The sequence below is a fragment of the Streptomyces sp. NRRL S-1022 genome, from assembly GCF_000720135.1.
Lineage (GTDB): Bacteria > Actinomycetota > Actinomycetes > Streptomycetales > Streptomycetaceae > Streptomyces.
On sequence record NZ_JOIU01000015.1, the window covers coordinates 110,245 to 129,274 of the forward strand.

Here is a 19,030-nt window from a genome sequence, read left to right on the forward strand (position 1 = left end):
GCTCAGCCGGACGCCCCGTTTCTGATCTTCTTCCACCGGCCGGGCAGCTCGGCCTCCAGGGCGGCCGCCCGCGCCTCCTCCCTGCCGTACAGCACCCCGTAGGGGAACGCGCTCTCGCCGGCCGCGTGGGCCACCGCCGCGAGTTCCCGGAGGGTGCGGCGGGCCATGACGCTGTCCTGGTGGTCGCCGAGGAGGGTGGTGAGGGACTTCACGGCCCTGGTGAGGTCGCGGGCGGGGGTGCCCAGGGCCGGGGTGGCGGCCTCGGCGGCGTAGCGGGTGCGCTTGGCCTTCTTGCGGGCCTCGTGCAGGGCGAGATCACGGTCCTGGCCCGGTGGCAGCTCCAGCGCGTGCTCCAGGGCGGCCCTGAGCTTCCTGCGGTCCTTGCGTACGGCCTTGCCGAGCGGCTTCGCCGGTTTCTTCCCGGCCGCCACGCGCAGCGGCGGGTCGGCGAGGAGGGCGTCCAGGGTGTCCAGCAGGGTCAGGTGGCGGCGGGAGTCCAGGACGCCGGTCAGGTGGGCGTGGGCGCCGCCCTGCCGGGTCCCGGCCCAGGCGGTGAGCCGTTCGGCGGCGGGGCCGGTGGCCAGGGCGGGCGGGAGCGCGTCGAGGGCGGTCTTCAGGCGGCCGGCGAGCACCTCGTGGTCGCGGTCGACGCCCAGCTCGCCCGCGAGCCACTTCAGCTCGGCACCGACGGGGTCGGTGACGGTGCGGTCCAGGACGGTGCCGAAGGTGCGCAGGGTGCTGCGGGCGCGGCGGGTGGCGACCCGCATGCGGTGCACCGCGTCGGGCAGGCCGCGGCGGACGGCGGGGTCCAGCTCGACCAGGGCGTCCCGCTGGGCGCGCAGATAGGCCAGGACGTGGTCGCCGGCGGTCACCGGCCGCGGGGGCGCGGTCTTGGCGCCGCGGCGGCGGCCGGCGGTGAGCTCCAGGGCGCGGGCCAGTTTGGACGGTGCGGCGGCGGGGCGTAGGCCCGCCTTGCGCAGCCGTTCGTCCAGCCGGTCGAGGACGGCGGGGTCGCCGCCGTCGGCGAGTTCCACCTCGATCTCGGTCCACTGGGCGGCCCGCCTCTTGCCGGTGAGCCGTTCGGCGGTCACGGTGTCGAGGCTGGCCTCGGCGAGCAGGGCGCCCTCGGTGTCGACCAGGTGGCGCACGTCGCGGGCGGAGCGCAGCCGGACCAGGGGGATCAGCTCGGCGTTGCGGACGCGGGAGCGGACGAGGGCGGCGATCTCCTCGGGGACGGTGTCGGACAGCGGGGCCCGGATCTCGTCGCGGACCCCGGGGGCGACCGGGAACTTCAGGTGCCAGCCGGCGTCCGAGCCCCCGGTGCGGCGGCGCAGCGTGAGCGAGGCGGCGGTGAGGCGTTCGTCGGCGGTGTCGTAGTACGTGGCGTCCAGCTCGACCAGGCCCTTGTCGAGGACGGCCGCCACGCCGCCGGCCCCGGTCAGGTCGGGCAGCCCGCTGTCGTCGGATTCGTACTTGCGCTCGATCTCGCGTTTCGTCTCCGCCATGCACCGAATCTAGTGGCCCGGGCGCCGATACGGCAGGGGGCGCCCGGGGCCTATGCCGACATCGGGCGCTGCACCTTGATCGACTGGAGCAGGCCCACCGCGACCCATACCGCGAACATCGACGAGCCGCCGTACGACACGAACGGCAGGGGCAGGCCCGTGACCGGCATGATGCCGAGGGTCATGCCGATGTTCTCGAAGGACTGGAAGGCGAACCAGGCGACGATCCCGGCGGCGACGGTCGTCCCGTAGAGCTCGGTGGAGTCACGCGCTATCCGGCAGGCGCGCCACAGGACGACGCCGAGCAGGAAGATGATGAAGCCCGCGCCGACGAAGCCCAGCTCCTCCCCCGCGACCGTGTACACGAAGTCCGTCTGCTGCTCGGGCACGAACTGGCCGGTGGTCTGCGAGCCGTGGAAGAGTCCGGCTCCGGTGAGGCCGCCGGAGCCGATGGCGATGCGGGCCTGGTTGGTGTTGTAGCCGACGCCGGCCGGGTCCAGGTCCGGGTTGGCGAAGGCGGCGAACCGGTTGATCTGGTACTCGTCCAGGATGTGCAGCTGCCAGATCGCGATGCAGCCGATCACCCCGGCGAGGAGCAGGCCGAAGACCCAGCGGTTGGAGGCGCCGGAGGCGAGCAGCACGCCGAGGATGATCGCGACCATGGCCAGCACCGAGCCGAGGTCGGGCATGAGCAGCAGGATCAGGATGGGTACGGCGGCCAGGCACAGGGACTGGAACACGGTCCGGTGGTCGGGGTGCGGCTTGTCGCCCGCGTCCACCCGGGCGGCCAGCATCATGGCCATGCCCAGGATGATCGAGACCTTGAGGAATTCGGCGGGCTGGAGCGAGAAGCCGCCGATGACCAGCCAGTTGCGCTGGCCGTTGATCGTCGCGCCGAGCGGGGTGAGGACCACCAGGGCGAGGAGCACCGACAGGCCGTAGAGGATCGGCACGGCGTTGCGCAGGGCGCGGTGGCCGAGCCAGACGGTGCCGATCATCAGGGCGATCCCGATGCCGAGGTTCATCAGGTGCCGGACCAGGAAGAAGTACGGGTCGCCCTGGTTCAGTTCGGTGCGGTTGCGGGTCGCCGAGTACACCAGCAGCGAGCCCAGCAGGGACAGGGCGGTGGCCGCGAACAGGATCGGCCAGTCCAGCCGGCGGGCGAGCGAGTCGCGGGCGAAGATCCTGGTCCAGCCGGCCCGCTCGGGGCCGTATCCGGAGACGGAGAAGCTGTTCGCGCCGGTCATGAGGGCATCCTCCGGCTCCCCCGCCGGCGTGGCCGCCTGCGGGTGTCGCGGTTGCCCGTGGTGGGCGAGGGCGTGGTCCCCGCGGGCTGCTGGTCGTCGCCGTTGGTGGGGTTGTTCTTCTGGGCGGCCTCGGCTTCCTTCGCCGGGTCGCCGGTGATCTTGGGGGCGGCGATGGTGCCGTCCGTGCGGACCTTGGGCAGGCCCTTCTCCGGCTCGGGCAGCAGCGCCCTCTTGTTGTCGATGGAGCCGTCGGCCTGGACGCCGTAGAGCGCGCTGTAGATGTTGCGCACGGCTTCACCGGAGGCTCCGGAACCCGTACCGGCCTGGGCGATCGTCATGATCACCGTGTAGTCCTTGGAGTAGGTGGCCAGCCAGGACGTGGTCTGCTTGCCGTAGACCTCGGCCGTACCCGTCTTGGCGTGCAGGGGGATCTCGTTCTGCGGCCAGCCGCCGAACTTCCAGGCCGCCGTACCGCGGGTGATGACGCCGGCGAAGGCGTCGTTCATGCCGCTGAGGGTGGCCTGGCTGACCGGGAGCTTTCCGCGCTTGGTCGGCTTGATCTCCTGCACGCTCTTGCCGTCGGCGCTGATGATCGCCTTGCCGATGGTCGGCTGGTACATCGTGCCGCCGTTGGCGACGGCCCCGTAGATCACGGCCTCCTGGATCGGCGTGACGAGCGTGTCGCCCTGGCCGATGGAGTAGTTGATCGAGTCACCTTCGCGCATCTTGTTGCCTTCGAGGCAGTTCTCGTAGGCGATCTTCTCGACGTAGGAGCCGTCCTTCTTGCCGGACTTGCACCAGGCGTCCTTGTTGGCCTTCCAGTACGCCTCCTTCCACTGGCGGTCGGGGACGCGGCCGGTGACCTCGTTGGGCAGGTCGATGCCGGTCTCCTTGCCGAGGCCGAACTGGTGGGCGGCCTTGTAGAAGTAGTCCTTCGGGCGGCCCTTCTTGGGGTTGATGCCGCCGTCCTTCTTCCACTCGCGGTCGGCGAGGCCGTAGAAGACGGTGTCGCAGGAGACCTCCAGGGCGCGGCCCAGGGAGATGGGGCCGAAGTTCTCGCCCTCGAAGTTCTTGAAGACCTGGCTGCCCACCGAGTAGGAGCTGGTGCACGGGTAGCGGCCGTCGAAGGGGTAGCCGGCCTCGACCGCGGCGGCCGTGGAGACCACCTTGAACGTCGAGCCGGGTGCGGCCTGGCCCTGTATGGCCCGGTTGAGCAGGGGGTAGTCCGAGTCCTTGCCGGTGAGGGCCTTGTAGTCCTTGGCGGAGATGCCGCCGACCCAGACGTTCGGGTCGTACTTCGGCGCCGAGGCCATGGCGACGATCCGGCCGGTCTTGGCCTCCATCACCACCACGGCGCCGGAGTCGGCCTTGTAGTTGGTGCCGGTGATCTTGTCGAACTGCTGGCGGGCGGCCTTCATCGCCTTGTCCAGTTCGTACTCCGCGACCCGCTGGACGCGGGAGTCGATGCTGGTGACCAGGTTGGAACCCGGCTCGGCCGCGTCCGACTTGGCCTTGCCGATGACCCGGCCGAGGTTGTCGACCTCGTAGCGGGTGACGCCGGCCTTGCCGCGCAGCATCTTGTCGTAGGTCCGCTCCAGGCCGGAGCGGCCGACCATGTCGGAGCGCAGGTAGGGCGAGTCGGTGTCCTTGGCCTTCTGGATCTCGTCGTCGGTGACGGGCGAGAGATAGCCGAGCACCTGCGCGGTGTTGGACTTGCCGGGGCCCGGGTAGCGGCGGACGGCCTCGGGTTCGGCGGTGATGCCGGGGAAGTCCTCGGAGCGCTCGCGGATCTGCAGGGCCTGCTTGGCGGTGGCCTCGTCGGTGATGGGGATCGGCTGGTACGGCGAGCCGTTCCAGCAGGGCTGGGGGGTCTTGGCGTCACACAGCCGGACCTTCTGCATGACCTCCTCGGGGCTCATCCCGAGGACGCCGGCCAGCTTGGTGAGGACGGCCTTGCCGTCGTCCTTCTGCTTCAGCAGGTCGGTGCGGGAGGCGGAGACGACCAGGCGGGTCTCGTTGTCCGCGAGGGGCACACCGCGGGCGTCCAGGATGTCGCCGCGCACGGCGGGGTCGACGACCTGCTGGACGTGGTTGCCGGAGGCCTCCTTCTGGTACTCGGCGCCCTCGCGGATCTGGAGGTACCACAACCGGCCGCCGAGTGTGCCGAGGAGGGAGAGGACGAGGATCTGGATCACGACGAGCCGGGTCTGGACGCGTGGGGTCCGACCGGTCTCGGGGATGTTGGTCACTGCGGCTGTCTCCCCCTCTCAGTGTGCGAACGTCTGGGCGCGGCGGGCGTCCGTGCGATCCGCCTGCACGCGTACGAATGATGAACGACCGGCCTGTGCACCCGCGTTCCGGGACGGCAGACCCGTTCGGGTGAACTCGCCGGGGTGGAACTCGCCGCCGCTCACAGCCGCTTGACCCCCTTGATGCGGCCGACCTTGGCGGAGCGGGTGCGTGCCTTGGCCTTCAGTGCGCCGAGGCCGCCGCGCTGGCTGCCGATGCGCAGGCCGGTGCCGGAGGAGAGCCAGCCGGAGGAGATGTCCCCGGCCTTGGCGGCGGGCCCGCTCTCGGTGAGCGGGTCGTTGTCGGAGCGGCGGGCCAGCCACATCACGCCGGGCACCACGAACGGGGCGAGGAGCAGGTCGTACAGGGCGGCCGAGAACAGCAGCCCGGGCAGGCCGACATGGCGGGCGGCGGTGTCGCCGACCAGGGCGCCCACCCCGGCGTAGAGCAGGGTGGAGCCGACGGCGGCGGCGACCACGACGGCCATGGGACCGGTCGCCGACTTCAGCCGGCCGTTCTCCGGGCGGACGAGCCCGGCGAGGTAGCCGATGACGCACAGCACGAGTGCGTACCGGCCGGCCGCGTGGTCGGCGGGCGGTGCCAGGTCGGCGAGCAGGCCGGCGCCGAAGCCGACGAGGGCGCCGCCGACGTGGCCGTACACCATCGCCAGGCCGAGGACGGTGAGCAGCAGCAGGTCGGGGACGGCACCGGGCAGGTGCAGCCGGGCGAGGACGCTCACCTGGACGACCAGGGCCACGACGACCAGCGCGGTGGAGAGCAGGATCCGGTTGACACGCATGGGATTCGGCTCCTACTGCTGTTCGGCGGTGGCGGGGGCGTCGGCCGACGGGGTGACCGTGACGGTCACCGTCGGTGTCGGGACCGGTTTCGGCCGGGCGGGGAGCACGGTGTCCCGCGGGTCCTTCTTCGGCGCCTCGACGACCACGCCGACGATGTCGAGCTTGGTGAAGCTGACGTACGGGGTGACGTAGAGGGTGCGGGTCAGGCCGCCGCCGGACGGGTCCACGCGGGAGACCACGCCGACCGGGACGCCGGGCACGAAGGGCTTGTCGGCCTGCGAGCCGAACGTGACGAGCCGGTCGCCCTTCTTCACCTCCGCCTTGCCGTTGAGCAGTTCGACGCGCAGCGGGCGGTCGCCCTGGCCGGAGGCGAAGCCCAGTTCGTCGCCGGCCTCCATGCGGGTGCCGACGGTGAAGTCGGGGTCGTTGGCGAGCAGCACGGTGGAGGTGCCGGGGCCGACGGTGGTGACCCGGCCGACCAGGCCGTCGCCGTTGAGGACGGTCATGTCCCGCCGGATGCCGTCGTCGGCGCCGGCGTCGATGGTGATGGTCCAGGAGAAGCCCTGGGCCGAGCCGATGGCGATGACCTGGGCGCCCTTGATGCCGTACTGCCCCTCGCCGGCGACCTTCAGCAGCTTGTCCAGCTGCTTGAGGCGGCTGCGGTTGCGGTCGTCGCTGCCGAGCTTGGCCTTGAGGGCCGCGTTCTCCTTCTCCAGCGTGGCGAGCCGGTCGTGCCGGCTGCCGGAGTCACGGACCGCGGAGACGGCGTCGCCGACCGGGTCGACCGCGGAGGACAGCCCGTCCTCGACCGGGCCGAACACCGCCGCGGCGGCGTGCCGGGCGCCGTCGACCGGGGAGTTGCGGCCTCCCCGGATGTCCACCGTGATCAGCGCGAACGCGATGGCGACCAGCAGGACCAGGAGCAGCCGGCTCTCTTTCGTGTCCCTCACGTGCGGCGGCCGTGCCCTTCCTCAAGTAGGAATGCGTCGGACTCCTGGAGAACGCGCATGCTGCGGCGCAATCCAAGAGGCCCATTCGTGGGAGCTTATGCCTCTATATCAACGATCCGCCGCACGAGAGGAGAACGTCTCGTACGGCGGAATCGAAGAGTTGCGTCATCTGCGCGGCTGGGCGTCCAGGACCTGCTGCAGCGCCTCGAACTCCTCGACGCACTTGCCGGAGCCGAGTGCGACGCTGTCCAGCGGGTCCTCGGCGATGTGGATCGGCATGCCGGTCTCCCGCCGCAGCCGCTCGTCGAGCCCGCGCAGCAGGGCGCCGCCGCCGGTCAGAACGATTCCCCGGTCCATGATGTCGCCGGACAGCTCCGGCGGGCACTTGTCGAGGGTGGTCTTCACCGCGTCCACGATCGCGTTGACCGGCTCCTCGATCGCCTTGCGCACCTCGGCCGCCGAGATGACGACGGTCTTGGGCAGCCCGGACACCAGGTCCCGGCCGCGCACTTCGGTGTGCTCGTCGGTGTCGAGGTCGTACGCCGAACCGATCGTGATCTTGATCTGCTCGGCCGTGCGCTCACCCAGCAGGAGGCTGTACTCCTTCTTGATGTACTGGATGATCGCGTTGTCCAGTTCGTCTCCGGCGACGCGGATGGACTGGGCGGTGACGATGCCGCCGAGCGAGATGACCGCGACCTCGGTGGTGCCGCCGCCGATGTCCACCACCATGTTGCCCGTGGCCTCGTGGACCGGCAGACCGGAGCCGATGGCGGCGGCCATGGGCTCCTCGATGATGTGCACCTGGCGGGCGCCGGCCTGGGAGGACGCCTCGATGACCGCGCGGCGCTCGACGCCCGTGATGCCGGAGGGCACACAGACGACGACCCGCGGCCGGGCGAGATAGCGCCGCTTGTGGATCTTGAGGATGAAGTAGCGGAGCATCCGCTCGGTGATCTCGAAGTCGGCGATCACGCCGTCCTTCAGCGGGCGGACGGCCACGATGTTGCCCGGCGTCCGGCCGATCATCTTCTTCGCTTCGGCACCGACCGCGAGGATCCCACCCGTGTTGGTGTTGATCGCCACGACGGACGGCTCGTTCAGTACGATCCCGCGACCCCTGACGTACACCAGCGTGTTGGCGGTCCCGAGGTCGACAGCCATGTCACGGCCGATGAACGACATTGAGTTCCCCATCCGGATTCATCTGGCCTTCCCGAGCTTTTGAGGGCATGTCAGGTAGGCGAGGCGGGTGCTGTGACGTGAAGGCTTCCATCGTAAACGCGCCTGCACGAACACTGCGCGAGGGTCTCCGCCATTGTCACCAGATGGCGTGCCGCCTCGCTTGTGGAGACGGGCGTTCGGGGACGCTCGTTCCCTCGATCGCCGGTACTCATGCCAGAAAAGCCGAGGTCCGGGGGGTACTCCCCCGAACCCTCCACCGCGGCAGGGGGCCTTACGCGCGGCCCGGGAAGAAGATCTTCACCTCGCGCTCGGCGGACTCCTCGGAGTCGGAGGCGTGGATCAGGTTCTCGCGCACGATCACGCCGTAGTCACCGCGGATCGAACCGGGCGCGGCGGCGATCGGGTCGGTGGGGCCGGCCAGCGCGCGCACGCCCTCGACGACCCGCTCGCCCTCGACGATCATCGCCACGACCGGGCCGGAGGACATGAACTCCACCAGCGGCTCGTAGAAGGGCTTGCCCTTGTGCTCGCCGTAGTGCTGCTCCAGCGTGTCCTGGTCCAGGGTGCGCAGCTCCAGCGCGGTGATCTGCCAGCCGGCCTTGCGCTCGATACGGCTGATGATCTCGCCGGTCAGGCCACGACGGACGGCGTCGGGCTTGAGGAGGACGAGGGTGCGCTGGCTCACGAGGGGCTCCTTACACGACTTACGGGTGCGGTGGGACGAGGTTACAGGGCGTGTCGGGGCCCTGGTCACGCAGCGTCAGCCGGGGAGGAGGAGGACTGGGCCTGGGCGGCGAATCTCGCCTTCGCCTCGTCCACCTTTCGCCCGAAGTGCACCGAAGCCCACCACAGCGCCGCGAACACCGCGCCCATGAAGTACATGGTCGGGACGAAGATTCCGGAGGCGATCAGGGCGATCTGCAGGGCCCAGCCGAGGGCCACCCCGCCGGGCCGGGTCACCATGCCGCACAGCAGCACGCACAGCAGCATGGCGATACCGCTGACCAGCCACACGGTGGACGTGGACAGGTCCGGTTCCTTCATCGCGACGAGTCCGGCGAAGCCGATGACGAAGAACTCGCCGATCAGGGTCGATGCACAGAGCGTACGCATCCTCGACTCTCAGCCCTTCCCCAGCAGCAGCCGGGCCTCGCCGACCGTGATGACCGAACCGGTGACCAGCACCCCGCCGCCGGCGAACTCGCCCTCCTCCTCGGCCAGCGTGATCGCGGCCTCCAGGGCGTCCGGCAGCCGCGGCTCGACCTGCACCCGCTCGTCGCCGAACACCTCGACGGCGATCGCGGCGAGCTCGTCGGCGTCCATGGCGCGGTGGCTGGAGTTCTGTGTGACGACGACCTCGGCGAAGATCGGCTCGAAGGCCTCCAGCACCCCGCGCACGTTCTTGTCGCCGCTCGCGCCGACGACCCCGATCAGCCGGGTGAAGTCGAACGCCTCCCGCACGGCCTCGGCGGTGGCCTCCGCGCCCGCCGGGTTGTGCGCGGCGTCCAGCACGACGGTGGGAGAGCGCCGTACGACCTCCAGCCGGCCCGGGGACGACACGGCCGCGAACGCCTTGCGCACGGTGTCGATGTCCAGCGGTTCCGCGCGCTGCGCGCCCACGCCGAAGAACGCCTCCACCGCGGCGAGCGCGACGGCCGCGTTGTGCGCCTGGTGTCCGCCGTGCAGCGGCAGGTACACCTCGGGGTACTCGCCGCCGAGGCCGCGCAGCGTGAGCAGCTGCCCGCCGACGGCGACCTGCCGGGCGACGACCCCGAACTCCAGGCCCTCGCGGGCCACGGTCGCGTCCACCTCGACGGCCTTCTTCAGCAGCACCTGCGCCGCGTCCACCGGCTGCTGGGCCAGGATGACGGTCGCGTCCTGCTTGATGATGCCGCTCTTCTCGCCGGCGATCTCCGCGGTCGTCTCGCCGAGCCGGTCGGTGTGGTCGAGGTCGATGGGGGTCACGACGGCGACGTCGCCGTCGATCACGTTCGTGGCGTCCCAGGAGCCGCCCATGCCGACCTCGACGACGGCGACGTCCACGGGGGCGTCCGCGAAGGCCGCGTACGCCATGCCGGTGAGCACCTCGAAGAAGGACAGCCGGTACTCCTGCTGCCCGTCGATCATCTCGACGTACGGCTTGACGTCCTGGTACGTCTCGACGAACCGCTCGGCGGAGATCGGGGCGCCGTCCAGGCTGATCCGCTCGGTGATCGACTGCACGTGCGGGCTGGTGTAGCGGCCGGTGCGCAGCTCGAAGGCGCCGAGCAGGGCCTCGATCATGCGGGCGGTGGAGGTCTTGCCGTTCGTGCCCGTGATGTGGATCGAGGGGTACGAGCGCTGGGGCTCGCCGAGCACGTCCATCAGCGCTGAGATCCTGCTGACCGAGGGCTCCAGCTTGGTCTCGCCCCAGCGCGTGGCCAGCTCCGCCTCGACCTCGCGCAGGGCCCTGTCGGCCTCGGGGTCCTCCGGGCGCCCGGGGACGTCGGCCTGCGGCGGGCCGCCCTGCGTGCGCAGGGTGCGGCTGCCGGCCTCGATCACCGCGAGGTCGGGGTCGCGGGTGGTCTCCGCTTCGATGATCTCTTCGAAGCTGTCGAGGGGATCGGGGGTGTCGCTGGTGCCAGGCGCTTCGCTCACGAGGCCCAGTCTACGGAGCGGTTGGCTGCGGCGCGGCGCCGGTATGGGATGGCTTGTCTCGTCGGCCGGGTGTGCGTGCGTCGTGACTCGTCGCGCCCGCGCGGCTGAGCCGCAGAGCGATACGGCCCCGCGCCCCCGACGGGGTACGCCGAAGGCCCCGGCGCCTCACCGGCACCGGGGCCTTCACCTGCGGACGACCGGCTACGCCTGCGGCAGGCGGTCCAGCTGGGCGGTGATGCGGGTGATGTCCTCCTCCGCCTTGGCCAGGCGGGTGCGGATCTTGTCCACCACGTTCTCCGGCGCCTTCGCCAGGAACGCCTCGTTGCCGAGCTTGGCCGTGGCCTGGGCCTTCTCCTTCTCCGCGGCGGCGAGGTCCTTCGCGAGGCGCTTGCGCTCCGCGGCGACGTCGATCGTGCCGGAGAGGTCGAGGGCCACCTCGGCGCCCGCCACCGGCAGGGTGGCCGTGGCGGTGAAGGAGTCGCCCTCGGGCTGGAGCCGGAGCAGCTGGCGGATGGCCGCCTCGTGCGGGGCGAGGGCCGTGCCGTCGAGCGTCAGGCGGGCCGGAACCCGCTGGCCCGGCTGGAGACCCTGGTCGGCGCGGAAACGGCGGACCTCGGTGATGACCGACTGGAGGGTGGAGATCTCCTGCTCGGCCGCCTGGTCACGGAAGCCGCTGTCGGTCGGCCAGTCCGCGATGACGACCGACTCGCCGCCGGTCAGGGTGGTCCAGAGGGTCTCCGTGACGAACGGGACCACCGGGTGCAGCAGCTTGAGCGTGACGTCGAGGACCTCGCCGAGGACCCGCTGGGAGACCTCGGCCGGCTCGCCGCCCGCCTGGAAGACGGTCTTGGACAGCTCGACGTACCAGTCGAAGACCTCGTCCCACGCGAAGTGGAAGAGGGCGTCGGAGAGCTTGGCGAACTGGTAGTCCTCGTAGTACGCGTCGACCTCGGCGACCACCGAGTTGAGCCGGGAGAGGATCCAGCGGTCGGTCGCCGACATCGCCGACCGGTCCGGCAGCGGGCCCTCGACCGTCGCGCCGTTCATCAGCGCGAAGCGGGTCGCGTTCCAGATCTTGTTGGCGAAGTTGCGCGAGCCCTGGACCCAGTCCTCGCCGATCGGGACGTCGACGCCGGGGTTGGCGCCGCGGGCCAGGGTGAAGCGCAGGGCGTCGGAGCCGTACTTGTCCATCCAGTCCAGCGGGTTGACCGCGTTGCCGAAGGACTTCGACATCTTCTTGCCGAACTGGTCGCGGACCATGCCGTGCAGGGCGATGGTGTGGAACGGCGGGGTGCCGTCCATCGCGTACAGGCCGAACATCATCATCCGGGCGACCCAGAAGAAGAGGATGTCGTAGCCGGTGACCAGGACGGAGTTCGGGTAGAACTTCGCGAGCGACTCGGTCTGCTCGGGCCAGCCGAGGGTGGAGAACGGCCACAGGCCGGAGGAGAACCAGGTGTCGAGGACGTCGGTGTCCTGGTGCCAGCCCTCGCCGGCCGGCGGCTCCTCGTCGGGGCCGACGCAGACGACCTCGCCGTTCGGGCCGTACCAGACGGGGATGCGGTGGCCCCACCACAGCTGGCGCGAGATGCACCAGTCGTGGAGGTTGTCGACCCAGTCGAAGTACCGCTTCTCCATCTCCTGCGGGTGGATCTTGACGCGGCCGTCGCGGACGGCGTCGCCGGCGGCCTTGGCCAGCGGGCCGACCTTGACCCACCACTGCATGGACAGGCGCGGCTCGATGGTGGTCTTGCAGCGCGAGCAGTGGCCGACGGAGTGGGCGTAGGGCCGCTTCTCGGCGACGATCCGGCCCTCGGCGCGCAGCGCGGCGACGATCGCCGAGCGGGCCTCCAGACGGTCCATGCCCTGGAAGGGGCCGTGGACGGTGATGACGGCGTGCTCGTCCATCACGGTGATGGACGGCAGGTCGTGGCGCTGGCCGATCTCGAAGTCGTTCGGGTCGTGGGCCGGGGTGACCTTGACGGCGCCGGTGCCGAACTCGGGGTCGACGTGGGTGTCCGCGACGACCGGGATGGAGCGGTCGGTGAGCGGGAGGCGGATGAGCTTGCCGACGAGGTGCTGGTAGCGCTCGTCGTCGGGGTGCACGGCGACGGCGGTGTCACCGAGCATCGTCTCGGCGCGGGTGGTGGCGACGACGATCGACTCGTCCCCGTCGCCGTAGCGCATGGAGACCAGCTCGCCGTCGTCGTCCTGGTACTCGACCTCGATGTCCGAGATCGCCGTCAGACAGCGCGGGCACCAGTTGATGATGCGCTCGGCGCGGTAGATCAGCTCGTCGTCGTAGAGCTTCTTGAAGATGGTCTGGACGGCCTGGGACAGGCCCTCGTCCATGGTGAAGCGCTCACGCGACCAGGCGACACCGTCGCCGAGGCGGCGCATCTGGCCGGAGATCTGCCCGCCGGACTCGGCCTTCCACTGCCAGACCCGCTCGACGAAGGCCTCCCGGCCCAGGTCGTGCCGGGACTTGCCCTCCTTGCCGAGCTCGCGCTCGACGACGTTCTGCGTGGCGATGCCGGCGTGGTCCATGCCGGGCTGCCACAGCGTCTCGTAGCCCTGCATGCGCTTGCGGCGGGTCAGGGCGTCGATGAGGGTGTGCTCGAAGGCGTGCCCGAGGTGCAGGCTGCCGGTGACGTTCGGCGGCGGGATGACGATCGTGTACGGCGGCTTGTCGCTCTTCGCGTCCGCCTCGAAGTAACCGCGCTCTACCCAGCGCTCGTACAGCGGCCCCTCTACATCGGCCGGCGCGTACTGGGTCGGCAGTTCGGTGTCGGGCGCGGGTGGCTGCTGCTGAGCGTTCTCGGTCACGGGGGTCAGTTTAGAGGTGTCACGGGGTGGTCCCGAAACGCGTTTGTTCTGTAACGGTGCGACCCCCGGTGCCGTGCGTTTCCGGTCCCTGGGCCAGGATGTCAGGAACACATAAGGCATCTGGAGGGGAAGCCGAGAATGAGCAACAACCAGCCGGGCCCGTACGGCCAGCAGCCCCCGCAGCCGGGGCAGCCGGGGCCGTACGGCCAGCCGGGGCAGCCGGGGCAGCCGGGCCCCTACGGCCAGCAGCCGCAGGCTCCGCAGCCCGGCTACGGCTACCCCCAGCAGCCCCCGCCGCCGCCCCAGCCGGGGTACGGCTACCCGCAGCAGGGCGCGCCCCAGCAGCCCGCCCCGTACGGCCAGCAGCCGAACCCCTACGGCCAGCAGCAGCCGTACGGCATGCCGCAGGCTCCGCAGCCGGCCGGGGGGAAGAAGAAGACGGGCCTGATCCTCGGCGCGGTGGCCGTGGTCGCCGTCGTGGCGGTGGGCGCGTACTTCGCCCTCAGCGGTGGCAGCGGCAGCAGCGGCGTCGCGGACGACGGCCCGCACAAGCTGACCACTCCGGCGACGGTGCTGTCCGAGTACAAGAAGAAGGACGGCAAGGGCGACACGCTGTCGGAGACGGATCTGAAGGACGCCGAGAAGTGGGGCGTGCACGATCCGAAGGACGTCAGCGCGGAGTACAAGTCCGGGGACCAGGACAACCCGCTGAGCCAGAAGGGGATCAACTTCGGCGGGGTGTACGGCACCATCGACGACCCCGAGAAGGCCGTCGACGCGATGTTCGCGTACTTCAAGAGCGAGTCGCAGAAGAGCGGCGACAGCGAGGACTTCGCGCTGAAGGGCGAGCCGAAGGCGTACGAGCCGGCCGGGCTCGACGGCGCGGTCCTCAAGTGCCAGCAGGCCAGCGCCCCCACCGGTGCGAGCAGCGGCGGCCCGAAGCAGGTGACGATGACCCTCTGCGTCTGGGGTGACCACAGCACCCTCGGCCTGGTCATGCCGATGGACATCGCCAATCTCGCCGCGGGCCGCAGCAGCGACCCGGCGGCGGACGCCGAGCTGACCGCGAAGTTCCGCGCGGAGGTCCGCGTCAAGGCCTGACGCGCAGCGGCAACGGCGAAGGGCCCCGGTCGGTCGACCGGGGCCCTTCGCACACCGCTTGCGGCTACGCCGTCTTCTGCTCCCCCGAGCCCCGCCCGCGGGCGTCCCTCGGGATCAGGGTGGGGTTGACGTTGGAGAGGACCACGTCGGCGGTGATGACCACCCGGGCGACGTCCTTGCGGGACGGGACCTCGTACATCACGCCCTGGAGGACCTCCTCCATGATGGCGCGCAGGCCGCGGGCGCCGGTCTGGCGGAGGATGGCCTGGTCGGCGATGGCCTCCAGGGCCTCGCGCTCGAAGTCCAGCTCGACGCCGTCGAGTTCGAAGAGGCGCTGGTACTGCTTGACCAGGGCGTTGCGGGGCTCGACCAGGATCTTGAGCAGGGCCTCGCGGTCCAGGTTGTGGACGCTCGTGATCACGGGCAGACGGCCGATGAACTCGGGGATCATGCCGAACTTGACCAGGTCCTCCGGCATGACGTCCTCGAAGACGTCCTTGGCCTCCAGCTCGCGCTTGGACAGGATCGTCGCGCCGAAGCCGATGCCCTTGGCGCCGGCCCGGGCCTCGATGATCTTCTCCAGGCCCGCGAAGGCACCGCCCACGATGAACAGGACGTTCGTCGTGTCGATCTGGATGAACTCCTGGTGGGGGTGCTTGCGGCCGCCCTGGGGCGGGACCGAGGCCGTGGTCCCCTCAAGGATCTTCAGCAGGGCCTGCTGCACGCCCTCGCCCGAGACGTCACGGGTGATCGACGGGTTCTCGCTCTTGCGGGCGACCTTGTCGATCTCGTCGATGTAGATGATCCCGGTCTCGGCCTTCTTGACGTCGTAGTCCGCCGCCTGGATCAGCTTCAGCAGGATGTTCTCGACGTCCTCGCCGACGTACCCCGCCTCGGTGAGCGCCGTCGCGTCGGCGATCGCGAAGGGGACGTTCAGCATCCGGGCCAGCGTCTGCGCGAGCAGCGTCTTGCCGGAGCCCGTGGGGCCGAGCAGGAGGATGTTGGACTTCGCCAGCTCGATGGCGTCGTCACGGCCGCTCGCGCCGCCGTTCTCGCCCGCCTGGACCCGCTTGTAGTGGTTGTACACCGCGACGGAGAGCGCCTTCTTGGCGGCCTCCTGGCCGACCACGTAGCCCTCGAGGAACTCGTAGATCTCGCGGGGCTTGGGCAGCTCCTCCCAGCGCACCTCGCTGGTCTCCGCGAGTTCCTCCTCGATGATCTCGTTGCAGAGATCGATGCACTCGTCGCAGATGTACACACCGGGCCCTGCGATGAGCTTCTTGACCTGCTTCTGGCTCTTGCCGCAGAACGAGCACTTGAGCAGATCGCCGCCGTCACCGATGCGTGCCACGGTGTGCTTCCCCTTCGCCTGGGAGACGCCTGGACGCTATGAGTCCAGCGGCTCCTGGTGCTGCCTTATGTCCGACGGTACCTTGCCGGGCCCGGTGTTCGGGCCCCCCTTGGCAGGGTTCACTTTGACGTGCTCCGCGCCAAGGGGGGCCGGACGTGCAGGGTTCCGCTGTCAGCGGACCTCGCTGTTGTTCAGCTTGCGGGTGGAGATGATCTGGTCGACGAGGCCGTACTCCAGCGCCTCCTCGGCCGTGAGGATCTTGTCGCGCTCGATGTCCTCGCGGACCTTCTCAAGCGGCCGGTTCGAGTGCTTGGCCAGCATGTTCTCCAGCTGCTCACGCATCCGGGTGAACTCGTTGGCGATGATCTCCAGGTCGGAGAGCTGACCGCGGCCGGTGGAGCCCGCCGGCTGGTGGATCAGCACGCGGGAGTTCGGCAGCGCCATGCGCTTGCCGGGCGTACCGGCGGCGAGCAGGATGGCCGCGGCGGAGGCCGCCTGGCCCATGCAGACCGTCTGGATGTCCGGCTTCACGAACTGCATCGTGTCGTAGATCGCGGTCAGCGCGGTCATGTCGCCACCGGGGCTGTTGATGTAGATCGAGATGTCCCGGTCGGGGTCCATCGACTCCAGGCACAGCAGCTGCGCCATGACGTCGTTGGCGGAGGCGTCGTCGATCTGGACGCCCAAGAAGATCACGCGCTCCTCGAAGAGCTTCGCGTACGGGTCGTACTCGCGGATGCCCTGGGAGGTGCGCTCGACGAAGCGCGGGATGACGTAGCGGCTGTCGGGCCGGGGCCCTTCGTACATGCCGCTGGCGGCGCCGGGGAAGTTGCTCATGGGGTTCACCGTCCTGGTGGCGTTCGGGGGGCTGGTGTCTTCGCGGTGCGTGGCGTGGCCGGGCCGGTCAGGCACCGGTGCCGCCGCCTCCCGGAACACCCGAGGCGTGCGTGATGATCTCGTCAATGAGACCGTACTCCTTGGCCTCCTCCGGGGTGAACCAGCGGTCGCGGTCGCCGTCGCGGATGATCGCCTCGACCGTCTGGCCCGAGTGCCGGGCGGTCAGCTCCGACATGCGCTTCTTGGTACGCATCAGGTACTCGGCCTGGATCTTGATGTCCGAGACCGTACCGCCGAGGCCCGCGGAGCCCTGGTGCATCATGATGTCCGCGTGCGGCAGCGCGAAGCGCTTGCCGGCCGCGCCGCCGGTCAGCAGGAACTGGCCCATGGAGGCGGCCATACCCATGGCGATCGTCACCACGTCGTTCGGGATGTACTGCATGGTGTCGTAGATCGCCATGCCGGCCGTGACCGAGCCGCCCGGGCTGTTGATGTAGAGGTAGATGTCCTTGTCCGGGTCCGCGGCAAGGAGCAGCAGCTGCGCGGTGATCTTGTTCGCGATGTCGTCGTCAACCTGCTGGCCGAGGAAGATGATCCGCTCGTTGAGCAGCCGGTTGTAGACCTGGTCGCCGAGGCCACCACCGATGGAAGGCTCGCCGGCGGCGGAGGGCATCAGATTCGTCACGTATCCACCTGCTCGTCTTACGACGGCGCCGGGCCGTCTCAGTTCTGCTTGTTCTGCCTTTCATGGACCCTAACGCGAGGGCCCCTTCCGGGAATCCCGGGAATGGGGGTGTTCGCCGGGGGCGTAGCGCTCCGCAGGGGGGCCGGGCGGGGGGTTTCGAGTCCCGGAACCACGAACGGGCCCCGGGGATGGTCCCCAGGGCCCGTCGTACGCGCCTTACCGGCGCCGTGGGGCTGCTCAGCCCTCGGCGTTCTCCTCGGAGGCCTCGGAGGTCTCCGACGCCTCGGCGGCCTCGGTCTCCTCCTCCTCGTCGTCCAGGTTGACGATCTCGCCGTTGGTGTCCTTCACCGTGGCGGCCTCGACCACGACGGCCAGGGCCTTGCCGCGGGCGACCTCGCCGACCAGGAGCGGCACCTGGCCGCCCTCGACGACGGCCTGGGCGAACTGGTCGGGGGACATGCCGGAGGAGGCCGCACGCCGCATGAGGTGCTCGGTGAGCTCCTCCTGGTTGACGTTGAGGTTCTCCTTCTTGACCAGCTCGTCGAGGACGAACTGGGTCTTGATGCCCTTGACCGCGGCCTCGCGGGTCTCGGTCTCGAACTCCTCGGCGGTCTTGCCCTGGATCTCCAGGTACTTGTCGAGGGTGAGGCCCATCTGGCCGAGCTGGTGGTGCTCCAGGTTGTGCTTGCGGGTGTTGATCTCGTCCTCGAGCAGCTTCTCGGGGACCGGGACCTCGACCAGCTCGAGGAGCTTCTCCAGGACACGCTCCTGGGCCTGGGTGGCCTGGTCGAACTGCTTCATGTTCGCGAGGCGCTTGCGGCTGTCCGCCTTGAGCTCCTCCAGGGTGTCGAACTCCGAGGCGAGCTGCGCGAACTCGTCGTCCAGCCCGGGCAGTTCACGGGCGGCGACCTGGGTGACCTTGACGGTGACCTCGGCCTCCCTGCCCGCGGCGGAGCCGCCCTTCAGCTCGGAGGTGAAGGTGGCCTCCTCACCGGCGGACAGGCCCTTCACGGCGTCGTCGATGCCGTCGAGCAGCTCGCCGGAGCCGATGGTGTACGAGACACCGTTGGCGATGCCGTCCTCCAGCACCTCGCCGTCGACCTTGGCCTCCAGGTCGATGGTGACGACGTCGCCGTCCTCGGCGGCACGCTCGACCGGGGAGGTGGAGGCGAAGCGCTCGCGCAGCTGCTCGACCGACTTCTCCACGTCCTCGTCGGTGACCTCGACGGGGTCGACCTCGACCTCGATGCCGGAGTAGTCCGGGATCTCCACGGCCGGGCGGACGTCCACCTCGGCGGTGAAGTTCAGCGTCTCGCCGTCCTTCAGCTCGGTGATGTCGACGTCGGGCTGGCCCAGCGGGCTCAGCTCGGCCTCGTTGACCGCCTCGGTGTAGAACTTCGGCAGCGCGTCGTTGACGGCCTCCTCCAGCACCGCACCGCGGCCGAACCGCTGGTCGATCACGCGGGCCGGGATCTTGCCCTTACGGAAGCCCTTCACCGTGACCTGCTGGTTGATCTTCTTGTACGCCGCGTCGAGGCTGTCCTTGAGCTCCTCGAAGGGCACCTCGACAGTGAGCCGAACCCGGGTCGGGTTCAGGGTCTCCACGGCGCTCTTCAC

The 19,030-nt window shown here is 70.0% G+C and carries 15 protein-coding genes; 1 reads left to right on the top strand and 14 read right to left on the bottom strand.

Features of this window, described 5'->3' with window-relative positions; translation table 11 throughout:
* Positions 1-2 precede the first annotated feature (2 nt).
* From IG05_RS0122025 to IG05_RS0122070, 10 genes are all read right to left on the bottom strand, one after another.
* Positions 3-1,505, bottom strand: coding sequence for a CYTH and CHAD domain-containing protein (locus IG05_RS0122025; protein WP_030345070.1), 1,503 nt, complete (start codon positions 1,503-1,505; stop codon positions 3-5).
* A gap of 50 nt (positions 1,506-1,555) precedes the next feature.
* Entirely contained in the window at positions 1,556-2,752 is a 1,197-nt protein-coding gene (gene rodA / locus IG05_RS0122030) for a rod shape-determining protein RodA (protein ID WP_030345072.1), read from the bottom strand.
* A complete protein-coding gene (mrdA, locus tag IG05_RS0122035; protein WP_030345073.1) occupies positions 2,749-5,001 on the bottom strand; it encodes a penicillin-binding protein 2 in 2,253 nt (750 codons plus the stop codon). Before mrdA ends, rodA begins: the two co-directional genes overlap by 4 nt.
* Positions 5,002-5,162: 161 nt before the next feature.
* Positions 5,163-5,840, bottom strand: a complete 678-nt coding sequence (mreD, locus tag IG05_RS0122040) for a rod shape-determining protein MreD (protein ID WP_030345075.1) — start codon at positions 5,838-5,840, stop codon at positions 5,163-5,165.
* A gap of 12 nt (positions 5,841-5,852) precedes the next feature.
* Positions 5,853-6,791 (bottom strand): rod shape-determining protein MreC, encoded by a 939-nt coding sequence (gene mreC, locus IG05_RS0122045; protein WP_030345077.1) that lies wholly within the window; start codon positions 6,789-6,791, stop codon positions 5,853-5,855.
* Positions 6,792-6,956: 165 nt separating this feature from the next.
* Positions 6,957-7,976: a rod shape-determining protein gene (locus IG05_RS0122050; RefSeq protein ID WP_014672705.1), complete on the bottom strand. Its 1,020-nt coding sequence runs from the start codon at positions 7,974-7,976 to the stop codon at positions 6,957-6,959.
* A 271-nt stretch (positions 7,977-8,247) separates the two neighbouring features.
* Positions 8,248-8,661, bottom strand: a complete 414-nt coding sequence (gene ndk / locus IG05_RS0122055; RefSeq protein ID WP_030345080.1) for a nucleoside-diphosphate kinase — start codon at positions 8,659-8,661, stop codon at positions 8,248-8,250.
* Between the two features lie 65 nt (positions 8,662-8,726).
* A complete protein-coding gene (locus IG05_RS0122060) occupies positions 8,727-9,089 on the bottom strand; it encodes a DUF4233 domain-containing protein (protein ID WP_030345082.1) in 363 nt (120 codons plus the stop codon).
* A gap of 9 nt (positions 9,090-9,098) precedes the next feature.
* On the bottom strand, positions 9,099-10,613 hold the full coding sequence (folC, locus tag IG05_RS0122065) for a bifunctional tetrahydrofolate synthase/dihydrofolate synthase (RefSeq protein WP_030345083.1): 1,515 nt from the start codon (positions 10,611-10,613) through the stop codon (positions 9,099-9,101).
* Positions 10,614-10,814: 201 nt separating this feature from the next.
* Positions 10,815-13,439 carry a valine--tRNA ligase gene (locus IG05_RS0122070; RefSeq protein WP_030345084.1) on the bottom strand — a complete coding sequence of 875 codons (2,625 nt, stop codon included), beginning with the start codon at positions 13,437-13,439 and terminating at the stop codon, positions 10,815-10,817.
* Between the two features lie 138 nt (positions 13,440-13,577).
* Between IG05_RS0122070 and IG05_RS0122075 the strand changes: the two genes are divergently transcribed.
* Positions 13,578-14,540: a hypothetical protein gene (locus IG05_RS0122075; protein ID WP_030345086.1), complete on the top strand. Its 963-nt coding sequence runs from the start codon at positions 13,578-13,580 to the stop codon at positions 14,538-14,540.
* 64 nt (positions 14,541-14,604) lie between these two features.
* On the opposite strand, the gene clpX is transcribed toward IG05_RS0122075, so the two are convergent.
* From clpX to tig, 4 genes are all read right to left on the bottom strand, one after another.
* Positions 14,605-15,891: an ATP-dependent Clp protease ATP-binding subunit ClpX gene (gene clpX, locus IG05_RS0122080; protein ID WP_014672712.1), complete on the bottom strand. Its 1,287-nt coding sequence runs from the start codon at positions 15,889-15,891 to the stop codon at positions 14,605-14,607.
* Between the two features lie 171 nt (positions 15,892-16,062).
* Entirely contained in the window at positions 16,063-16,728 is a 666-nt protein-coding gene (locus IG05_RS0122085) for an ATP-dependent Clp protease proteolytic subunit (RefSeq protein ID WP_030345088.1), read from the bottom strand.
* A gap of 67 nt (positions 16,729-16,795) precedes the next feature.
* The gene (locus IG05_RS0122090; RefSeq protein WP_030345089.1) at positions 16,796-17,401 is read right to left on the bottom strand and encodes an ATP-dependent Clp protease proteolytic subunit; all 606 of its coding nucleotides are present in this window, start codon (positions 17,399-17,401) and stop codon (positions 16,796-16,798) included.
* A 249-nt stretch (positions 17,402-17,650) separates the two neighbouring features.
* The gene (gene tig / locus IG05_RS0122095) at positions 17,651-19,030 is read right to left on the bottom strand and encodes a trigger factor (RefSeq protein ID WP_030345091.1); all 1,380 of its coding nucleotides are present in this window, start codon (positions 19,028-19,030) and stop codon (positions 17,651-17,653) included.